The following is a 15,731-nucleotide window of genomic DNA, read 5'->3' on the forward strand; positions in this document are numbered from 1 at the left end:
GAATGTTGTGACCAAAACTGTGAAAAAAGTCTGAAAAAAAGGGCAGATACTTGAATAATCGCGTAAAGTATGGTATAATGTGATATTACAGGAGAATTTGTATCAAACCGTAAAGGGTGTTATGTTATTGTCAATAATTACTAAAAACCGTGAGCAGTATAAAAGACTGCTCAATTTTGTTGCAGCACTTATCATTATCTTTTTCTTTATGATGGGCTTTTCGCATGTGTGGTATAACTACTATAACAGCACTATGCACGACCCGTTCTGGCATTACGGCAACCTGCTCATGGTGGGGATATACGGCATCATGTATACCACCGTCACCAGTCTGTTCAACGGGTTCAGACTGGGCTACTCTAAGTTTATGGGACTTTTTGGCTCGCAGGTGCTCGGCATTATAGGCAGTAATGCCGCCGAAATGGTGCTTATAGCACTCATCGGGCGTAACCGTATGGACCTTAAGCCCATGTTCGTGCTGGCAGGCATACAGCTTGTCTTTTCTTTGCCCTGGAGCTACGCTTTCACTCTAATATATACCAAAATGTACCCGCCGCGTAAACTGCTGATAGTCTACGGCAACTCAAATGCGAAATACCTCGTCAATAAAATGGCTCAGCGTACCGATAAATATAGTATCTGCGCCGCTGTCAGCTGTGAGGAGAGCCTTGAAGAGATAGAACGCCGCATACTCAGATACGAAGGCGTTATCATCACCGATATACCCGGTGACCTCAGAAGCAAACTGGTGAAGTTCTGCTTTGAGCATTCTATCAGGACCTATATCAACCCGAAACTTTCCGATATAATCATTCGCGGGGCGGACGATTTCCACCTCTTCGATACGCCGCTGCTGCTGTCGAGAAATGACGGTCTGAAATTCGAGCAGCGCATGATGAAGCGCTTTTTTGATATACTGCTTGCAGGCGTTATGCTGTTTGCCGCTCTTCCGTTCATGCTGATAACCGCCATGATAATCAAACTTTATGACGGCGGACCTGTGCTGTATTCACAGGTCAGACTGACTACAGGCGGTCGTAAATTCAAAGTGCTCAAATTCCGCAGTATGGTCACCGATGCCGAAAAAGGCGGCGCAAGACTTGCCGCCGAGAACGATGAACGTATCACTCCTGTTGGCAAGGTCATCAGAAAAATACGCTTCGATGAACTGCCCCAGCTGATAAATATCCTTAAGGGCGATATGTCATTTGTTGGACCCCGTCCCGAAAGACCCGAACTTGCCGAGAAATATGAACTTACTATGCCCGAATTCAAGTACAGGCTGAAAGTAAAGGCGGGTCTGACAGGCTATGCGCAGATAATGGGCAAGTACAATACTACCCCATATGATAAGCTGAAACTCGACCTTATGTATATCGAACACCAGTCTGTCAGAGAAGACCTGCGCATAATCTTAAGCACAGTCAGAACGGTGTTTGTTCCCGATGCCACCGAAGGTGTTGAGGACGATACTCCCATCGAGACTAAGCGCGACCTCATCGAACATGATTTCAGCAAAGACTATAATCTGACTGATGAAGAAGTAGTTGAATATGAAGAAGAAAACGGTCTGCCAAAAAGGTAAGACCGACAGAAAGGCTCAATATGGAAAATCAGTATGCGCGTACCGAACTTCTGCTGGGACGCGAAGCTATGGATAAACTCAGAAACAGCCGAGTGGCAGTTTTCGGCGTGGGCGGTGTCGGCGGTTATGTGGTCGAAGCACTGGCAAGATGCGGCGTGGGCGAACTCGACCTTATTGATAACGATACAGTCAGCCTGACTAACCTGAACCGCCAGATAATCGCTCTGCACAGTACCATCGGTCGGCTGAAAACAGAAGTCGCCGCTGAAAGAGTGCATGATATCGACCCATCAATAAAAGTCAATGTGCATAACTGCTTTTTCATGCCCGATACCGCAGACTTGTTCGATTTTGGCGAGTATGACTATGTTGTTGATGCCATCGATACCGTGACAGGCAAAATAGAGATGATAATGCGTTCACAGAAGGCGGGCACGCCTGTTATCTCTGCGATGGGGGCAGGCAATAAGCTGGATCCTACGGGATTTAAAGTCGCAGACATCTATAAGACTAAGGGGTGTCCGCTGGCGAAAGTCATGCGTTATGAACTTAAGAAACGCGGTGTTAAGAAACTTAAAGTAGTCTATTCGGAAGAACCGCCGATAAAACCTCAGGGCGCTTCCGAAGAACCTGTGATCGGCAGACGGGCAGTGCCGGGTTCATTGTCTTTCGTGCCGTCAGCGGCGGGACTTGTAATTGCGAGTGCAATAGTTGATGATCTAATTCATAATTCATAATTCATAATTACTGGCGTGGGCGGGAGAATGCTGTGCCGCCCAATAAAGCTAAGTAAGTACAACAAGCTGTGCGCGAGTCAAAGCGGTCGGTCAAGCCCGCCGCCAGAGGGCTTGCGGGGAGTTTGAGGGGCAGCGCCCCTCAATTGGGGAAGCAGACAAAAAGCGACAAACAAAACAAGTTGGGCGAACAATTCTCCCGACGGAAAGAGGTCAAAAAAAAAGACCTCAGCAAACCAAAAGCGGGCAATTCGCAAAGAAAAGAGCGTACTCATTTTCCGCGAATACCGCTCCCCGTGTGCGGGCGCGAATTGCCCGCGTGATATTAGCGCGACAGCTTTGCTGGCGTTAAACAGCGAAGCGCCTTCGGCGGTCGTACACGCCGACACAGTCGCGTGGCAGTCCCCCGCGATAGAGTGTCAATATTTCAAGGCACAAAAATACGCGGGTGGGTGGGCGGGGAACACCCCCATAAAAAGAGTACTGCCAGCCCCATCACGCAAGTGCGCAAAGCAGATAAGATGCACACAAAGCCTATCGCACGGCGGGAGCAAGCTCCCACCCTACCCTCTGACAGCAATATACAACGTCAGAACGGCAAAGCGGTCATCGGCGGCGGGAACATGCCCCAATGACAACGGTACACAAAAAAATAATAATAAAAGCGAAAATAATTAAAGGAGGAATCACCATGAATTTCAAACTGACAGTAAAAAGAAAACTCTCTGTGACCGAGTTCGGCGAGCCTGAGATAGTCAAGGCGGCGGGCGCTGACGGTGTATTCGAGGCGCAGGCTCTGCCTTTTGCAAAGACCGCCTGCAACGGCTTCATAAGAAGCTGGGCTGAAGGTACAGGCGTTACCCTTGCGACTCAGAAAGACTGGGCTAAAAATATGAAGACCAAAGCCCTTGAAAAACAGGTGTCCGTCAGGGATAACGGCGTGATGCTCACCTACGTTTTTGTGCTTGAAAACCTGTAATGTTTGAACTCCTCTGCCTGACAGGGGAGTTTTTTTGCGGTTATTTCCCGAAAAATCGGGCAAAATGGTTTCATATATCTATAGCGATACAACTTTTTAAATTCACAAGATACGGTTGCGAAAACTTCGATATATAGGTTTTGTGACCGTATCTTGTCTGAATTTTAAGGCGGATCGCTGTAATTGTGTGATATGTCGGCGTGCTTTGTGCGAAATATCCGAAACATCGGGCTTTTCAAAAGCGAAAACGTTTGAAATTTGCTCTTGACTTTTCATGCGATATGGCATATAATAAAACAATAAACCAAAGCGGGATATATTTATGCACAATTCATACAAATTTAATAACAATGCACTTATTTACCTTGCAATTATTTCGGAAGTGTGTTATAATTAATAAGATAGTTATCAGGCGATGCCGTGTTTTTTTGCGGCGCTGTCTGTAGCATAGAGCAGCTTTGCGAGGGAATTGGGTTCATGTGCGGGCTGCCAAGAGGAAATCAGGAGGAATGATACGATGGCAAAGAATGCGGAAAAGACAATTTCCAAAGAGGAGCTGAAAAAGCAGTTCATCGAGATACTGCATAACGATTTTCAGACTACCCCCGATGAAGCAGACGACAAAAAGGTGTATGAAGCACTGTCTAAGATAGTTGTCGGCATACTGAAAAAGAAGAGAAGAAAGTTCACTGTAAATACACAGTCGGCAGGTAAAAAGAAGGTCTATTACCTCTCTATGGAATTCCTGATGGGCAGGTCGCTGAAAACTTCACTGTACAATCTGGAAATGAACGTGCAGGCTAAGGAAATGCTGAAAGATCTCGGCATATCCATCAACGGCATATACGAGCAGGAACCTGATGCAGGTCTGGGCAACGGCGGTCTGGGCAGACTGGCTGCATGCTACCTCGATGCGCTGGCTGCTGACGGCTACCATGCAACAGGCTACTCCATCTGCTATGAGTACGGTATTTTCAAGCAGAAACTGGAGGACGGCTGGCAGACCGAACTCCCCGATAACTGGCTGCCGGGCGGTTCTGTATGGCTGGTGCCCGTACCTACAAAGGCTATCGAAGTCCGCTTTGACGGTGAACTGAAAGAGTACTGGGATAATCAGTACCACTGTGTAACTCACGAGAACTACACATCTGTTATGGCTGTGCCTTATGACCTGTTCGTTTCGGGCTACGGCAGTGAGGCTGTTTCAAAGCTCAGACTGTGGAAGGCTGAGATGGCTTCTTTCGATATGCCTTTCTTCAATAAGGGCGACTACGCTAAGGCACTCAGCAAGAATATCATGTCGCAGGCTATCACTAAGGTGCTTTACCCCAATGATAACCACGCTGAGGGCAAGAGCCTCAGACTCAGACAGCAGTATTTCCTCTGTGCGGCTTCCATCGGTGATATAGTAAACCAGCATATGTCGGTTTACGGCACACTGGATAACCTGCACGAGAAGGTCGCTATACACATCAACGATACCCACCCCACCCTCGCTATACCCGAACTGATGCGTATCCTGCTTGATGACTGCGGTTACAGCTGGGATAAGTCGTGGCATATCGTTACCAATACTTTCGCATACACAAACCACATCGTTATGCCCGAAGCGCTGGAAAAGTGGGACTGCAACCTGCTCAAGAGCGTTTGCCCCAGAATTTTCTCCATAATCATCGAGATAAACGAAAGATACTGCCGCGACCTTTGGGAGAGATACAAGGACGAAGGCAAGGTTTCTCACATGTCAATCGTTGAGAACAACAAGGTCAAGATGGCTACACTGTGCGTTCACGCTTCGCACAGCGTAAACGGCGTTGCAAAGATACACTCCGAGATAATCAAGAGGGAAACATTCAAGGACGAGTATCTGGATACTCCCACCAAGTTCAAGAACGTTACCAACGGTATCGCATACAGAAGATGGCTGTATCAGTCAAATGAAGGTCTGACCGAACTGCTGAGAGAAAAGATAGGCGACGGTTTCCTGAAAAATGCCGCTGAACTGAGCAAGCTGGCAGTCTTCAAAAACGACGAAGAAGTGCTGAACAGACTGGCTGACATCAAGGCTGAGAACAAGCAGAAATTTGCAAAATATGTCAAGAACCAGTACGGCACTGTGCTGAATACCGAGTCCATCTTTGATGTACAGGTAAAGCGTCTGCACGAATACAAGCGTCAACAGCTGAACGCGCTGAACATCATCGCACAGTACAACTACCTCAAAAACAACCCCGACGCTCCTTTCGTGCCCAAGACCTATATCTTTGCGGCAAAAGCGGCACCGGGCTACTATATGGCTAAGCAGATAATCAAGCTGATCTGGAACATATCGGAAGAACTTAAGAAGAACGACAAGCTGAGAGAAAAGCTGAATGTTATCTTCCTTGAAGACTATAATGTTTCGCTGTCCGAGATACTTATGCCTGCGGCTGATATCTCCGAGCAGATCTCACTTGCGGGTACTGAGGCGAGCGGCACAGGCAACATGAAGCTGATGATAAACGGCGCTGTGACACTGGGCACTATGGACGGTGCTAATGTCGAGATACACGAGCAGGTGGGCGATGACAACATCATCATCTTCGGTATGAACGTTGATGAAGTCAACGCATGCAAGGCAAGCTACAGACCTATCGACATCTACAACAGCAATCCTGTTGTAAAGCAGGCTATCGACACCATTCAGTACGGCGTTAACGGCGTACAGTTCCCTGAGATAGCCGACACCCTTAAGAACACCGATACCTACATGGCACTTAAGGATTTCGACAGCTATCAGAAGGCTCAGAAGTACGCTTCAGAGTGCTATTCCGACAAGCTGAAATGGCAGAGGATGAGCCTTGCAAACATCGCAGGTGCAGGCATCTTCTCGGCAGACCGCGCTGTTGAAGAGTACGCTAAAGACATCTGGGGACTGACTAAGTAATTCATAATTGTTGACATGAACGCAGGTTTCGTGTGTTTGTCGGCAGTTTGAAGCAGTCAAATAAAAAAATCGTGCGCTCACGGAATTTTTCGTGAGCGCACTTTTTGTGGGAGAAAAAAGATATATGAAAGCAATGTGAGGGTTAAAACATCAAAGCCCGAATGCCTGCCAATAATTATGAATTTGCCCGAAGTCCCTGCATGAAACCGTCAGAGGCGGTAGAGCAAACATCGCAGGTGCAGGCATCTTCTCAGCAGACCGCGCTGTTGAAGAGTACGCTAAGGACATCTGGGGACTGACTAAGTAATTCATAATTGTTGACATGAACGCAGGTTTCGTGTGTTTGTCGGCAGTTTGAAGCAGTCAAAAAAAAACGTGCGCTCACGGAATTTTCCGCGAGCGCACTTTTTGTGGGAGAAAAAAGATATATGAAAGCAATGTGATAGTTACAGCAAAGCCCGAATGCCTGCCAATAATTATGAATTATGAATTATGAATTAGAACGAATCCCCTGCATGAAACCGTCAGAGGCGGTAGAGCAGACATCGCCGCCGATAAGCCGACCATCACAGACCATAAGGTGGCATAGAATGCAGTCCTCGTTTTCATGGGAAGGATAGTTCATTACACGGTAGCTGTAGACCTGTACCTGCATGCCCTTGTATTTGGTCAGGTCAAAACCCTGCTTTTTTTGCAGTTTGTTGTATTCAAGGTAAACTTCGCCCCACTCTTCGGGGATAAGTACTGTTTTGACTTCATCGAATTTTTCGGGGACTTCCCAGCCCATCTCGCTTAAAAATGCCTGACGCTTCGGCTCGCTGTCGAGCATGCGCTGTTTTGTGTGGCTCTTCAGCCCGAAAATGAACACGGCGGCAAGCCCGATACATATAATAACAAGCAGGACTGTCAGCATGACCTTCGGCTTTTTTATCTTGACTGTGCGTATGAACATGGCGGATACCTCCTGAAAATGTGTTTGCTTAATAGTATGCAGACAGGACAAGATATATGCAAATGAACTGAATGTCAATAATGTTCCAAAAGCTAAAATGTTCTGCGAATTCAGTTTTGAAGAGTTTTTCTGAACTTTTTGATATGAATTATGTAAATGCAGTGCTTGAACTTGTGTTAGCAGGAAAATTAAGGAAATGTTAATGTGTCAGAAGAATGGAAATGACCACCTGAACGGCAGTAAAAAGTTGTGCAAGATAGCTAAAAAATTATAGGGTGCTTAATGTGAAATCACGATTTTACGGTTTTTTAAGCGAATTGCTTTGACAATTCTAAAATATGTGGTAAAATATATATTAGGTACCACTGCTTTGGTTGCGTTTTTCTTAACCTGCACTTTTGGAGAGGTGTCGGCAGATAAAATAATGATTTGGCAAAATGATTTGACCAAAGGTGGAGATCATGCAGGCGGCATAAAAGTCAGTGCCGCAGTTATGAAAGGAGTAATGGATCAATGTCTAAGATAATCGCAGTTACATCGGGTAAAGGTGGAACGGGTAAGTCTTCCATCAGTGCCTGTCTTGGATATGCGCTTGCGAAGCAGGGCAACAGAACGCTGATAATCGAACTGGACTTCGGTCTGAGATGTATGGACATAATGCTTGGCATGCAGGGCAACATCACCTATGATCTCGGTGATGTACTTGAAGGAACCTGCGATGTTTATAAAGCGACGACAACGGTCAAGCTGGCTAATAACCTGAGTGTGCTGTGCGCACCGTCTGACCCGTTCGTACAGCTTAAGGCTGAGGATATCGAGAGGATAACCAGTGAGATGCGTAAGTATTTCGATTATATACTTATCGATACCTCAGCAGGTATCAACGGCTCGGTATTTGATATAGTAACAAATTCCGACCTGATACTGATAGTTACTACACCTGACCCCGTATGTGTAAGAGATGCGCAGATGATGTCTGACGAGTTTTACAAGCGGGGCAACCAGAAACAGAGGCTTATCATCAACAAGGCAAGCAAGAGGATATTCGAGTTTGAAGATATGGATGACCTCGATGCGATAATCGATACTGTAGGTGTACAGCTGTTGGGCGTTATCCCCGAAGATTCAGCGATACCGCTGGCAACAGGCAAGGGTGCGCCGCTGTCATCAAGTTCGATGGGCTTTGTGGCATTCTCGGCTATATCGAGAAGAATAAAAGGTGAGCACATACCGATCCAGATCAAGATGTGAGTTTGACGGAATAATAATGAACCGGGGGGAACAACTTTGAATATTGCACTTATCGCACACGATACCAAGAAGGAACTTATGGTACAGTTTTGTATAGCTTACTGCGGTATACTCAGCAAGCACAGGCTTTGCGCTACAGGTACTACAGGCAAGATAGTGGCAGAAGCGACCGGGCTTACTATACAGCGCTACATGGGCGGCTCGCAGGGCGGCGATCAGCAGATCGCGGCAAGGATATCCTGCAACGAGATCGACCTGCTGCTGTTTTTCCGTGACCCTATTTCCGCCAAGCCGCATGAGCCTAACGAGATGAACCTGCTGAGGCTCTGCGATGTACACAACATACCTGTGGCTACAAATATAGCTACAGCTGAGGCGCTCATACACTCGCTGGAGAGAGGCGACCTCGACTGGCGCGATATCGTCAATCCGACTACGCCTAACTGACGATTTTTAGCTTTACAGCCGTAAGGCTTGCTTTGCTATGGGCAAATTTCTGAAGATACGCCGACAGACCGCGTGTTTGTCGGCTTTTTGTTTGTTGAAGAAATTAGGCGGAAAGGAGAATTACTGTGCTGATATCTGAACTTCTTTCATATGATCCCACCGATGAAAACATTCATCGCCTGCTGTATGACGGGCTTGATTATGACGGCAGTGCGGCAGACCTCATAATGGTTCTCGGAAGCCGAAAAGCCTGTGAATACCGAGTACCCGAAGCTGTTCGGCTCTATAAAAGCGGCAGAGCGCCCATGATGCTTTTCAGCGGCGGAAAAGTGCAGAAAACTGCGCTTGGGGAAATGGCTGAGTGGCTTTCGATGGAAACGGCGGCGATATCGCTGGGGGTCAGTGAGAGGGATATCCTTTTGGAAAAATGCTCAATGAATACGGCTGAGAATTTCAGCTGTTCAGAAAATCTGCTGAGGGAAGTTCTGCCTGATGGCGGTAGGATAATACTTGTGACCACCGCATACCATATGCGCAGAGCGCTCCTTACAGCTGAAAAGATACTGCCGCAGTATGAGTTTATTTCATGTCCTGTGCAAAAGGGTTCAGCCACGAAAGAAAATTGGTACAAAACTGACAAAGGCAGGCGGACAGTACTTGACGAATGGGGAAAATTACGTTATTATATAAGAGCAGGCATTTTATAATTCATAATTCATAATTCATAATTACTGGCGTGGGCGGGAGAATGCTGTGCCGCCCAATAAAGCTAAGTAAGCACAACAAGCTGTGCGCGAGTCAAAGCGGTCGGTCAAGCCCGCCGCCAGAGGGCTTGCGGGGAGTTTGAGGGGCAGCGCCCCTCAATCGGGGAAGCAGAAAGAAACGCAACAAGCAAAACAAGTTGGGCGAACAAAGCAAAAGACGGAAAGAGGACAAGACCCTCGATAAAAACAAGCGGGCAATTCGCAAAGAAAAGAGCGTACTCATTTCTCGCGAACACCGCTCCCCGTGTGCGTGCGACGAATTGCCCGCGTCCACCAGCGCGACAGCTTTGCTGGCGTTAAACAGCGTAGCGTCTTCGGCGGTCGCGGCGCACTCCAAAGGATAAGAACAGCGAAAAATCGGCGGCGTTTTTATCGCTCACCAGCGGGAAACATCTCCCGAATTGCAGGGTGGGGGCTTGCCTCACCGTTCGTCCCTCGTTCCAAAGTATGATAATGATAAACCATCACCTGCATAGCATGGCTGTTATCAGGATGCGTGACCCACGCCGATACAGACCCGCGCGGAAAGTATCTTATAGCGTTCCGCCTTAAAATTCAGACAAAATCCAGTCACAAAATCCATAGATCCGAGCTTTTGCGATCGGATTTTGTGAATTTAAACAGTTGGATCGCTATAAATGGACAAAACGGCAAAAATGTGCCGCACTATGTTCATGCGGCAGAAAAGATAATAATAAGAAATCAATGATAAATTTACGGAGGTAAGTAAAATGGCAATGATACAAAGACCAAAGGGTACAGCTGATATGCTGCCCGCACAGGCTTATAAATGGCACACAGTAGAAAAACTGGCGGCTGAAACTGCCGAACAGTACGGCTTTAAGGAGATAAGAGTCCCCACATTCGAGGATACGGGTCTGTTTATCCGCTCGGTGGGCGAAACTACCGATGTGGTGCAGAAGGAAATGTTCACCGTTTCCGCAACGGGCGATGATACCTTCACCCTGCGCCCTGAGGGTACTGCGGGCGTTATGCGCGCAGTCGTTGAAAATGGTCTGCTCAATGAAGCATTCCCACAGAAACTCTATTACATAACTTCCTGCTTCCGCCACGAGAACGTGCAGAAAGGCAGACTGCGTGAGTTCCACCAGTTCGGATGTGAAATGGTAGGTTCGCCCGATGCTAAGGCTGATGCAGATGTCATTTCCCTCGCTAAAAGCGTTATGGACAGAGTGGGCCTGCAAAATATCAAACTGAATATCAACTCGATAGGCTGTCCCACCTGCCGCGCAAATTACCAGAAAGCTCTGCGCGAGTACTTCACACCTCACCGCGATACCCTCTGCGATACCTGCAAGGACAGACTCGAAAAGAACCCCATGCGCCTGCTTGACTGCAAGTCGCCTATCTGTCAGGGCATCGCAAAGGACGCTCCGCTGATAATCGACTACCTCTGTGAGGAGTGCGATGCTCACTTTAAAGCACTGCAAAAGTACCTCTCGCTTATGAATATCGACTTCGATATCAATCCACGCATCGTGCGCGGTCTTGATTACTATACAAGGACTGTTTTTGAGTTCATCGCTGAGGGCATCGGCGCACAAAGCACCGTATGCGGCGGCGGCAGATATGACGGTCTGCTGAACGAACTCAGCGGCAAACAAGTGCCTGCACTTGGCTTCGGCATGGGTCTTGAAAGACTCATAATGACTATGGAACAGCAGAACTGCGACTTCATGGAAGCAAAGACCTGCGACCTCTACATCGCTTCTATGGGTCAGGCGGCGGCTGACCGCGCTATGTCCCTCGCGATGGAACTGCGCGATGAAGGCTATTTCGTTGAGTATGACCTCATGGGCAGAGGTATAAAGCCCCAGATGAAGTACGCCGATAAGATAGGCTCGAAATTCGTCATAGTTATAGGCGACAGCGAACTGGAAAGCGGCTGCGCAAAACTTAAGAATATGGCAAGCGGCGAACAGACCGATATCAAACTCGATAACACCTTTGTTGAGAATTTCTCAAACGCTCTGGTAAGCGAAATGTTCAAGGGCGTTGAGGAAGAGATGGCAGGTCTGCTGGGGAAGGAGTAAACCATGTCAAGATGTGAACAGTGCGAAAATATAATGGTGCGCGAGATAAGAAGCCCGCAGGAGTACCTGCTGTGCGCTAATTCTCTGGTTGGTCTGCTGATATCGGGCGATGTGGAGATGACTTACTCCACATGTCCGCTGGGCAGGATAGTCGATGAAGATATGAAATTCACGATGGGCAAGTATTTCCACCAGTTCCGCTGTACCAAATGCGGCACGATATACGGCATGCTTTTCAATACACAGCGCGGCGGCGAGATAAGGATAAACGAGAAAGTCTTCGACCCCGCCGATTATCCCGATAAGAAGGACGAGGGCGAAAATGCCTGAGAAATATACCATTAAGACTGACCTCGACAAGAAAAAACTGTTAAAAAAACTGAGGGGCAGTATGGTGGAATACAGACCCTCCATGAATATCCTCAGCACAGGCAGATTTATGCGCGCGCACCGTACCGAAAGTGTCTATTACGGCAGGATAGAGGGCGATAAAGTCATGATGTTCTACCATAAAGCAGGCAAGCGTGACGGCGGTTCTACGGGCTTTTTCGGGAAGATCACCGAGAACGGTGATGGTTGCACTTTAAGCGGCAGTTTCCGCAAGCCGACATATGCGTATGTGACAGTCGGGGTGTATATACTGCTGACCCTGCTTTGTGCGCTGGGGGCATATGCAGGCGGTTCAAATACGGGTGCGCTGGTATTTCTGGGACTGGGGGTACTGGGATCGGCAGTGATGCTGTGGGATAACAGCAAAAAAATGCTGAGATCCTATCTGGAAAGCCTTATTAATTCATAATTCATAATTCACAATTCATAATTATTGGCATGGTCGAAAGATAGCCGTTTTAGCGAAAAAAAGCAAACCATGACGCAGACTACGCAGAGCAAAACAAAAGTCCGCAAGTAGGATAAGAATGGCAAACTCTGTGCCGACACTGCCGAATGGCAGTCCCAAGCTGTAAACGCAAAGTGCAGACTTCGAGGAGAAACACAAATGAAAAAACCTAAGCTGGGCGGGGCGGCGGCTATCTTTATTGTGATGGCTGTCATTATCCCCGCAGTCTTTTTATGGGCGGCGAAACACGGTGTTTTCGTCGAGGAAGAATATATCGAGAACGGCAGGAAAGTCAGTGCGAATGTGACCGCTGTCGCCCGAACAGGCAGTAACAGTCAAGTCATGGTAAAGTATAAAAACGATAAGGGTGAGTGGATAGAAGCCTACTGTATCGCCAATCAGAACCCCTCAGTCGGTCAGACGCTGGAGGGCTATGTGCTGCCCGATGACCCCTATCAGGTCTACTGCCCGCCCGATAATGCCCTCAAATTCCTGTTCATTGCACTGGTCGGCGGAGTGGCTGTCGGCGGCTGGGCTGTGCTTATCAGTGCGCTGAAAGGCAGGGCGAAATACAACAAACTGATGAAAAACGGCAGAACAGTCAAAGCCGAACTGACCAGCTGGCATAACGGAAACGGCGGCACCGAAATGCAGTTTCGTATTTTCAGGCAGAACGGTCAGGAACAGATAATAAGCGTAAAAACCGAACGCACCGCACCGAGAGTGGGCGAGTTCTACGATTTAGTCATCGTCGAAGAAACCAACGGTAAAATAACTGCGGCGCTGGCAGACGAAAGAGCAAGGTGATGTTATGGGCGAGATAATGCGGCTTGATAAATTGGTCGCTTCACAATTCAGCGACGTTTCAAGGGCTGATGTCAAAAAACTCTGCCTGAAAAAGAAGATCTCTGTCAACGGCAAGCTGATGGCTCGCTCAGATGCGAAAGTTGATACCGATGACGAAATTTTCGTGAACGGCGAAAGGCTGGTCTACAAAAAGCATGTCTATATCATGCTCAACAAGCCCGCAGGCGTGGTCTGCTCGACTAAAGAGGGCGACAGCATGACAGTGCTCGACCTTGTGCCGCCCGAACTTATGAGGAACGGACTGTTCCCCGCAGGCAGGCTCGACAAGGATACTGAGGGCTTCGTGCTGCTCACCGATGACGGCGAACTGAGCCACCGTATGCTCTCGCCTAAGACCCATGTGCCAAAGACCTACTTTGTCAGACTGGAAAAGCCTTATCAGCCCGAATATGCCGATATAATGGCGGCAGGCATGACCATAAAAGGACTTGACGGCGGCGAGGACGAAAAGTGTCTTCCTGCGCAATTTTCGGGCAGTGACGAAAACGATTGCGAATGTACCCTCATACTGCATGAGGGTAAGTTCCATCAGGTCAAACGAATGTTCGCTGAACTGGGTAACAAGGTGGTGTATCTCAAGCGCACCGCCATCGGTGAAATGCCCTTGAATGGGGAGTTAGCGAGCGGAAAGTGTTTGGAGATACTGCACAAAGATGTTGAAAAATTATTGGCAGGCAAAAACTAAAATTGGAAAATTCTGACTGCGGTTAGTGTATTTTCGTTAATATACATAAAGTAATACGATAAAGTTTAGTTAAAAAAACTCTTGCGGCTCTGATGAAAATTTGTTATGATATATGTGTACTAAATTCGGGCATAAGTGTGGCCATGCCTGAGTAAGGAAATATTCAATAGGGAGGTTCTTTTTAATGGCAAGCGTATCATTAAGAGAAATTTATAAGAAGTATGCCGGCGGTGTTATCGCTGTTTCCGACTTCAACATCGAGATCAAGGATAAGGAATTCATAATCCTCGTAGGTCCTTCGGGCTGCGGTAAGTCTACTACACTGAGAATGATCGCAGGTCTGGAAGAGATCAGCGAAGGTGAACTGTACATCGGCGACAGACTGGTAAACGATGTCGCTCCTAAGGACAGAGATATCGCAATGGTTTTCCAGAACTACGCTCTGTATCCTCACATGACTGTATTTGAGAACATGGCATTCGGTCTGAAACTGAGAAAAGTTCCAAAGGACGAGATCGCAAGAAAGGTCGAAGAGGCAGCTCGTATACTGGATATCTCTCACCTGCTGGACAGAAAGCCTAAGGCTCTGTCAGGTGGTCAGCGTCAGCGTGTTGCTCTGGGTCGTGCTATCGTTCGTAACCCTCAGGTATTCCTGCTTGACGAGCCTCTGTCAAACCTGGACGCTAAGCTGAGAGCACAGATGAGAACCGAGATCTCCAAGCTGCACAAGAAGCTGGGTACTACATTCATCTACGTAACACATGACCAGACTGAGGCTATGACAATGGGCGACCGTATCGTAGTTATGAAGGACGGTTATATCCAGCAGATAGATACACCTACCAACCTGTACAACAACCCAGTTAACCAGTTCGTTGCAGGCTTCATCGGCTCACCTCAGATGAACTTCATCGATGCTAAGCTGCTGAAGAGAGATGGCAAGTATGTTGTTGAATTCGGTTCTGAAGACACCAAGACTGCTAGGGGCGTTAAGTACGAGGTCGAAGTTCCTGAGAGCAAGGCTGATCCTGAGGCACTTGAGCCACTGGTAAATCAGGAAGTTGTTCTGGGTGTAAGACCTGAGTGCATACACGATGAAGAGATGTTCATTTCTGCTGCTAAGACAGGTATCATCAACGCTACTGTTGAAGTAACCGAAATGATGGGTGCTGAAACTTATCTGTATCTGACCTGCGAAGGCATCAACCTGACTGCAAGAGTATCGCCAAGATCTACTGCAAGACCTCAGGATGAGATACAGGTAGCTCTTGATCCTAACAGAATACACATCTTCGACAAGGAGACCGAGAAGGCTGTTGTAAACTGATAGCTTCCCTATATGAATATTTCGCCCTCTTCGCAAGGAGAGGGCGTTTTTGTTTAGTGTGTGGTGTATTTCCTCCTGACAGCGTTCGCACTGTTTGATCTGCAAGCGCTGGCGTTTTTTAACGGCTTCCGGCTGGTCGGCACTGCATTGTATGTGCTTGTGGTGCGCAAAGCGCGGGCGGCTGTCGGTAATTGTCCGAAAAATAGTGCTGAATGTTAGTCAAAGTGCCATAAAATCCATATGGGCTTTTGTGCAAAAGCGTGATACTTGGGCGGCGTGTAAGTCAAAGCATTGACTTATGCGCCTTTTTTATGTTATAATT

Annotated in this window: 14 protein-coding genes; 13 read left to right on the plus strand and 1 reads right to left on the minus strand. The window is 47.6% G+C overall.

Going from position 1 to position 15,731, the window contains the following annotated elements; all coding sequences use genetic code 11:
- The first annotated feature begins 121 nt into the window (after window positions 1-121).
- The 4 genes from CUS_RS15905 to CUS_RS15920 all read left to right on the plus strand — a co-directional run bounded on the left by CUS_RS15905 (window position 122) and on the right by CUS_RS15920 (window position 6,224).
- The gene (locus CUS_RS15905; protein ID WP_037277763.1) at window positions 122-1,585 is read left to right on the plus strand and encodes a sugar transferase; all 1,464 of its coding nucleotides are present in this window, start codon (window positions 122-124) and stop codon (window positions 1,583-1,585) included.
- A 20-nt stretch (window positions 1,586-1,605) separates the two neighbouring features.
- Window positions 1,606-2,322 (plus strand): tRNA threonylcarbamoyladenosine dehydratase, encoded by a 717-nt coding sequence (locus CUS_RS15910; protein ID WP_004167504.1) that lies wholly within the window; start codon window positions 1,606-1,608, stop codon window positions 2,320-2,322.
- 688 nt (window positions 2,323-3,010) lie between these two features.
- Window positions 3,011-3,298 carry a hypothetical protein gene (locus CUS_RS15915; protein WP_037277766.1) on the plus strand — a complete coding sequence of 96 codons (288 nt, stop codon included), beginning with the start codon at window positions 3,011-3,013 and terminating at the stop codon, window positions 3,296-3,298.
- A gap of 517 nt (window positions 3,299-3,815) precedes the next feature.
- On the plus strand, window positions 3,816-6,224 hold the full coding sequence (locus CUS_RS15920; protein ID WP_004167523.1) for a glycogen/starch/alpha-glucan phosphorylase: 2,409 nt from the start codon (window positions 3,816-3,818) through the stop codon (window positions 6,222-6,224).
- A 490-nt stretch (window positions 6,225-6,714) separates the two neighbouring features.
- Here the strand turns inward: CUS_RS15920 and CUS_RS15925 are convergent, their stop codons facing one another.
- Window positions 6,715-7,176 carry a DUF4830 domain-containing protein gene (locus CUS_RS15925; protein ID WP_004167514.1) on the minus strand — a complete coding sequence of 154 codons (462 nt, stop codon included), beginning with the start codon at window positions 7,174-7,176 and terminating at the stop codon, window positions 6,715-6,717.
- 513 nt (window positions 7,177-7,689) lie between these two features.
- Here CUS_RS15925 and CUS_RS15935 point away from each other — a divergent pair.
- The 9 genes from CUS_RS15935 to CUS_RS15975 all read left to right on the plus strand — a co-directional run bounded on the left by CUS_RS15935 (window position 7,690) and on the right by CUS_RS15975 (window position 15,409).
- Window positions 7,690-8,427 carry a P-loop NTPase gene (locus CUS_RS15935; protein ID WP_004167499.1) on the plus strand — a complete coding sequence of 246 codons (738 nt, stop codon included), beginning with the start codon at window positions 7,690-7,692 and terminating at the stop codon, window positions 8,425-8,427.
- Window positions 8,428-8,463: 36 nt separating this feature from the next.
- A complete protein-coding gene (mgsA, locus tag CUS_RS15940; RefSeq protein WP_004167515.1) occupies window positions 8,464-8,874 on the plus strand; it encodes a methylglyoxal synthase in 411 nt (136 codons plus the stop codon).
- Between the two features lie 125 nt (window positions 8,875-8,999).
- Complete coding sequence (locus CUS_RS15945) at window positions 9,000-9,581, plus strand: YdcF family protein (RefSeq protein ID WP_004167486.1); 582 nt, start codon at window positions 9,000-9,002, stop codon at window positions 9,579-9,581.
- A gap of 788 nt (window positions 9,582-10,369) precedes the next feature.
- Window positions 10,370-11,692 (plus strand): histidine--tRNA ligase, encoded by a 1,323-nt coding sequence (gene hisS / locus CUS_RS15950; RefSeq protein WP_004167491.1) that lies wholly within the window; start codon window positions 10,370-10,372, stop codon window positions 11,690-11,692.
- A 3-nt stretch (window positions 11,693-11,695) separates the two neighbouring features.
- Window positions 11,696-12,022, plus strand: coding sequence for a hypothetical protein (locus CUS_RS15955; protein ID WP_004167502.1), 327 nt, complete (start codon window positions 11,696-11,698; stop codon window positions 12,020-12,022).
- Window positions 12,015-12,491 carry a hypothetical protein gene (locus CUS_RS15960; RefSeq protein ID WP_004167505.1) on the plus strand — a complete coding sequence of 159 codons (477 nt, stop codon included), beginning with the start codon at window positions 12,015-12,017 and terminating at the stop codon, window positions 12,489-12,491. Before CUS_RS15955 ends, CUS_RS15960 begins: the two co-directional genes overlap by 8 nt.
- Window positions 12,492-12,689: 198 nt before the next feature.
- Window positions 12,690-13,337, plus strand: coding sequence for a DUF3592 domain-containing protein (locus CUS_RS15965; RefSeq protein ID WP_004167494.1), 648 nt, complete (start codon window positions 12,690-12,692; stop codon window positions 13,335-13,337).
- A gap of 4 nt (window positions 13,338-13,341) precedes the next feature.
- Window positions 13,342-14,082 (plus strand): pseudouridine synthase, encoded by a 741-nt coding sequence (locus CUS_RS15970; protein WP_004167527.1) that lies wholly within the window; start codon window positions 13,342-13,344, stop codon window positions 14,080-14,082.
- A 184-nt stretch (window positions 14,083-14,266) separates the two neighbouring features.
- On the plus strand, window positions 14,267-15,409 hold the full coding sequence (locus CUS_RS15975) for an ABC transporter ATP-binding protein (RefSeq protein WP_004167495.1): 1,143 nt from the start codon (window positions 14,267-14,269) through the stop codon (window positions 15,407-15,409).
- Window positions 15,410-15,731 lie beyond the last annotated feature (322 nt).

It is taken from the genome of Hominimerdicola alba 8, assembly GCF_000178155.2.
Taxonomy (GTDB): domain Bacteria; phylum Bacillota; class Clostridia; order Oscillospirales; family Ruminococcaceae; genus Hominimerdicola; species Hominimerdicola alba_C.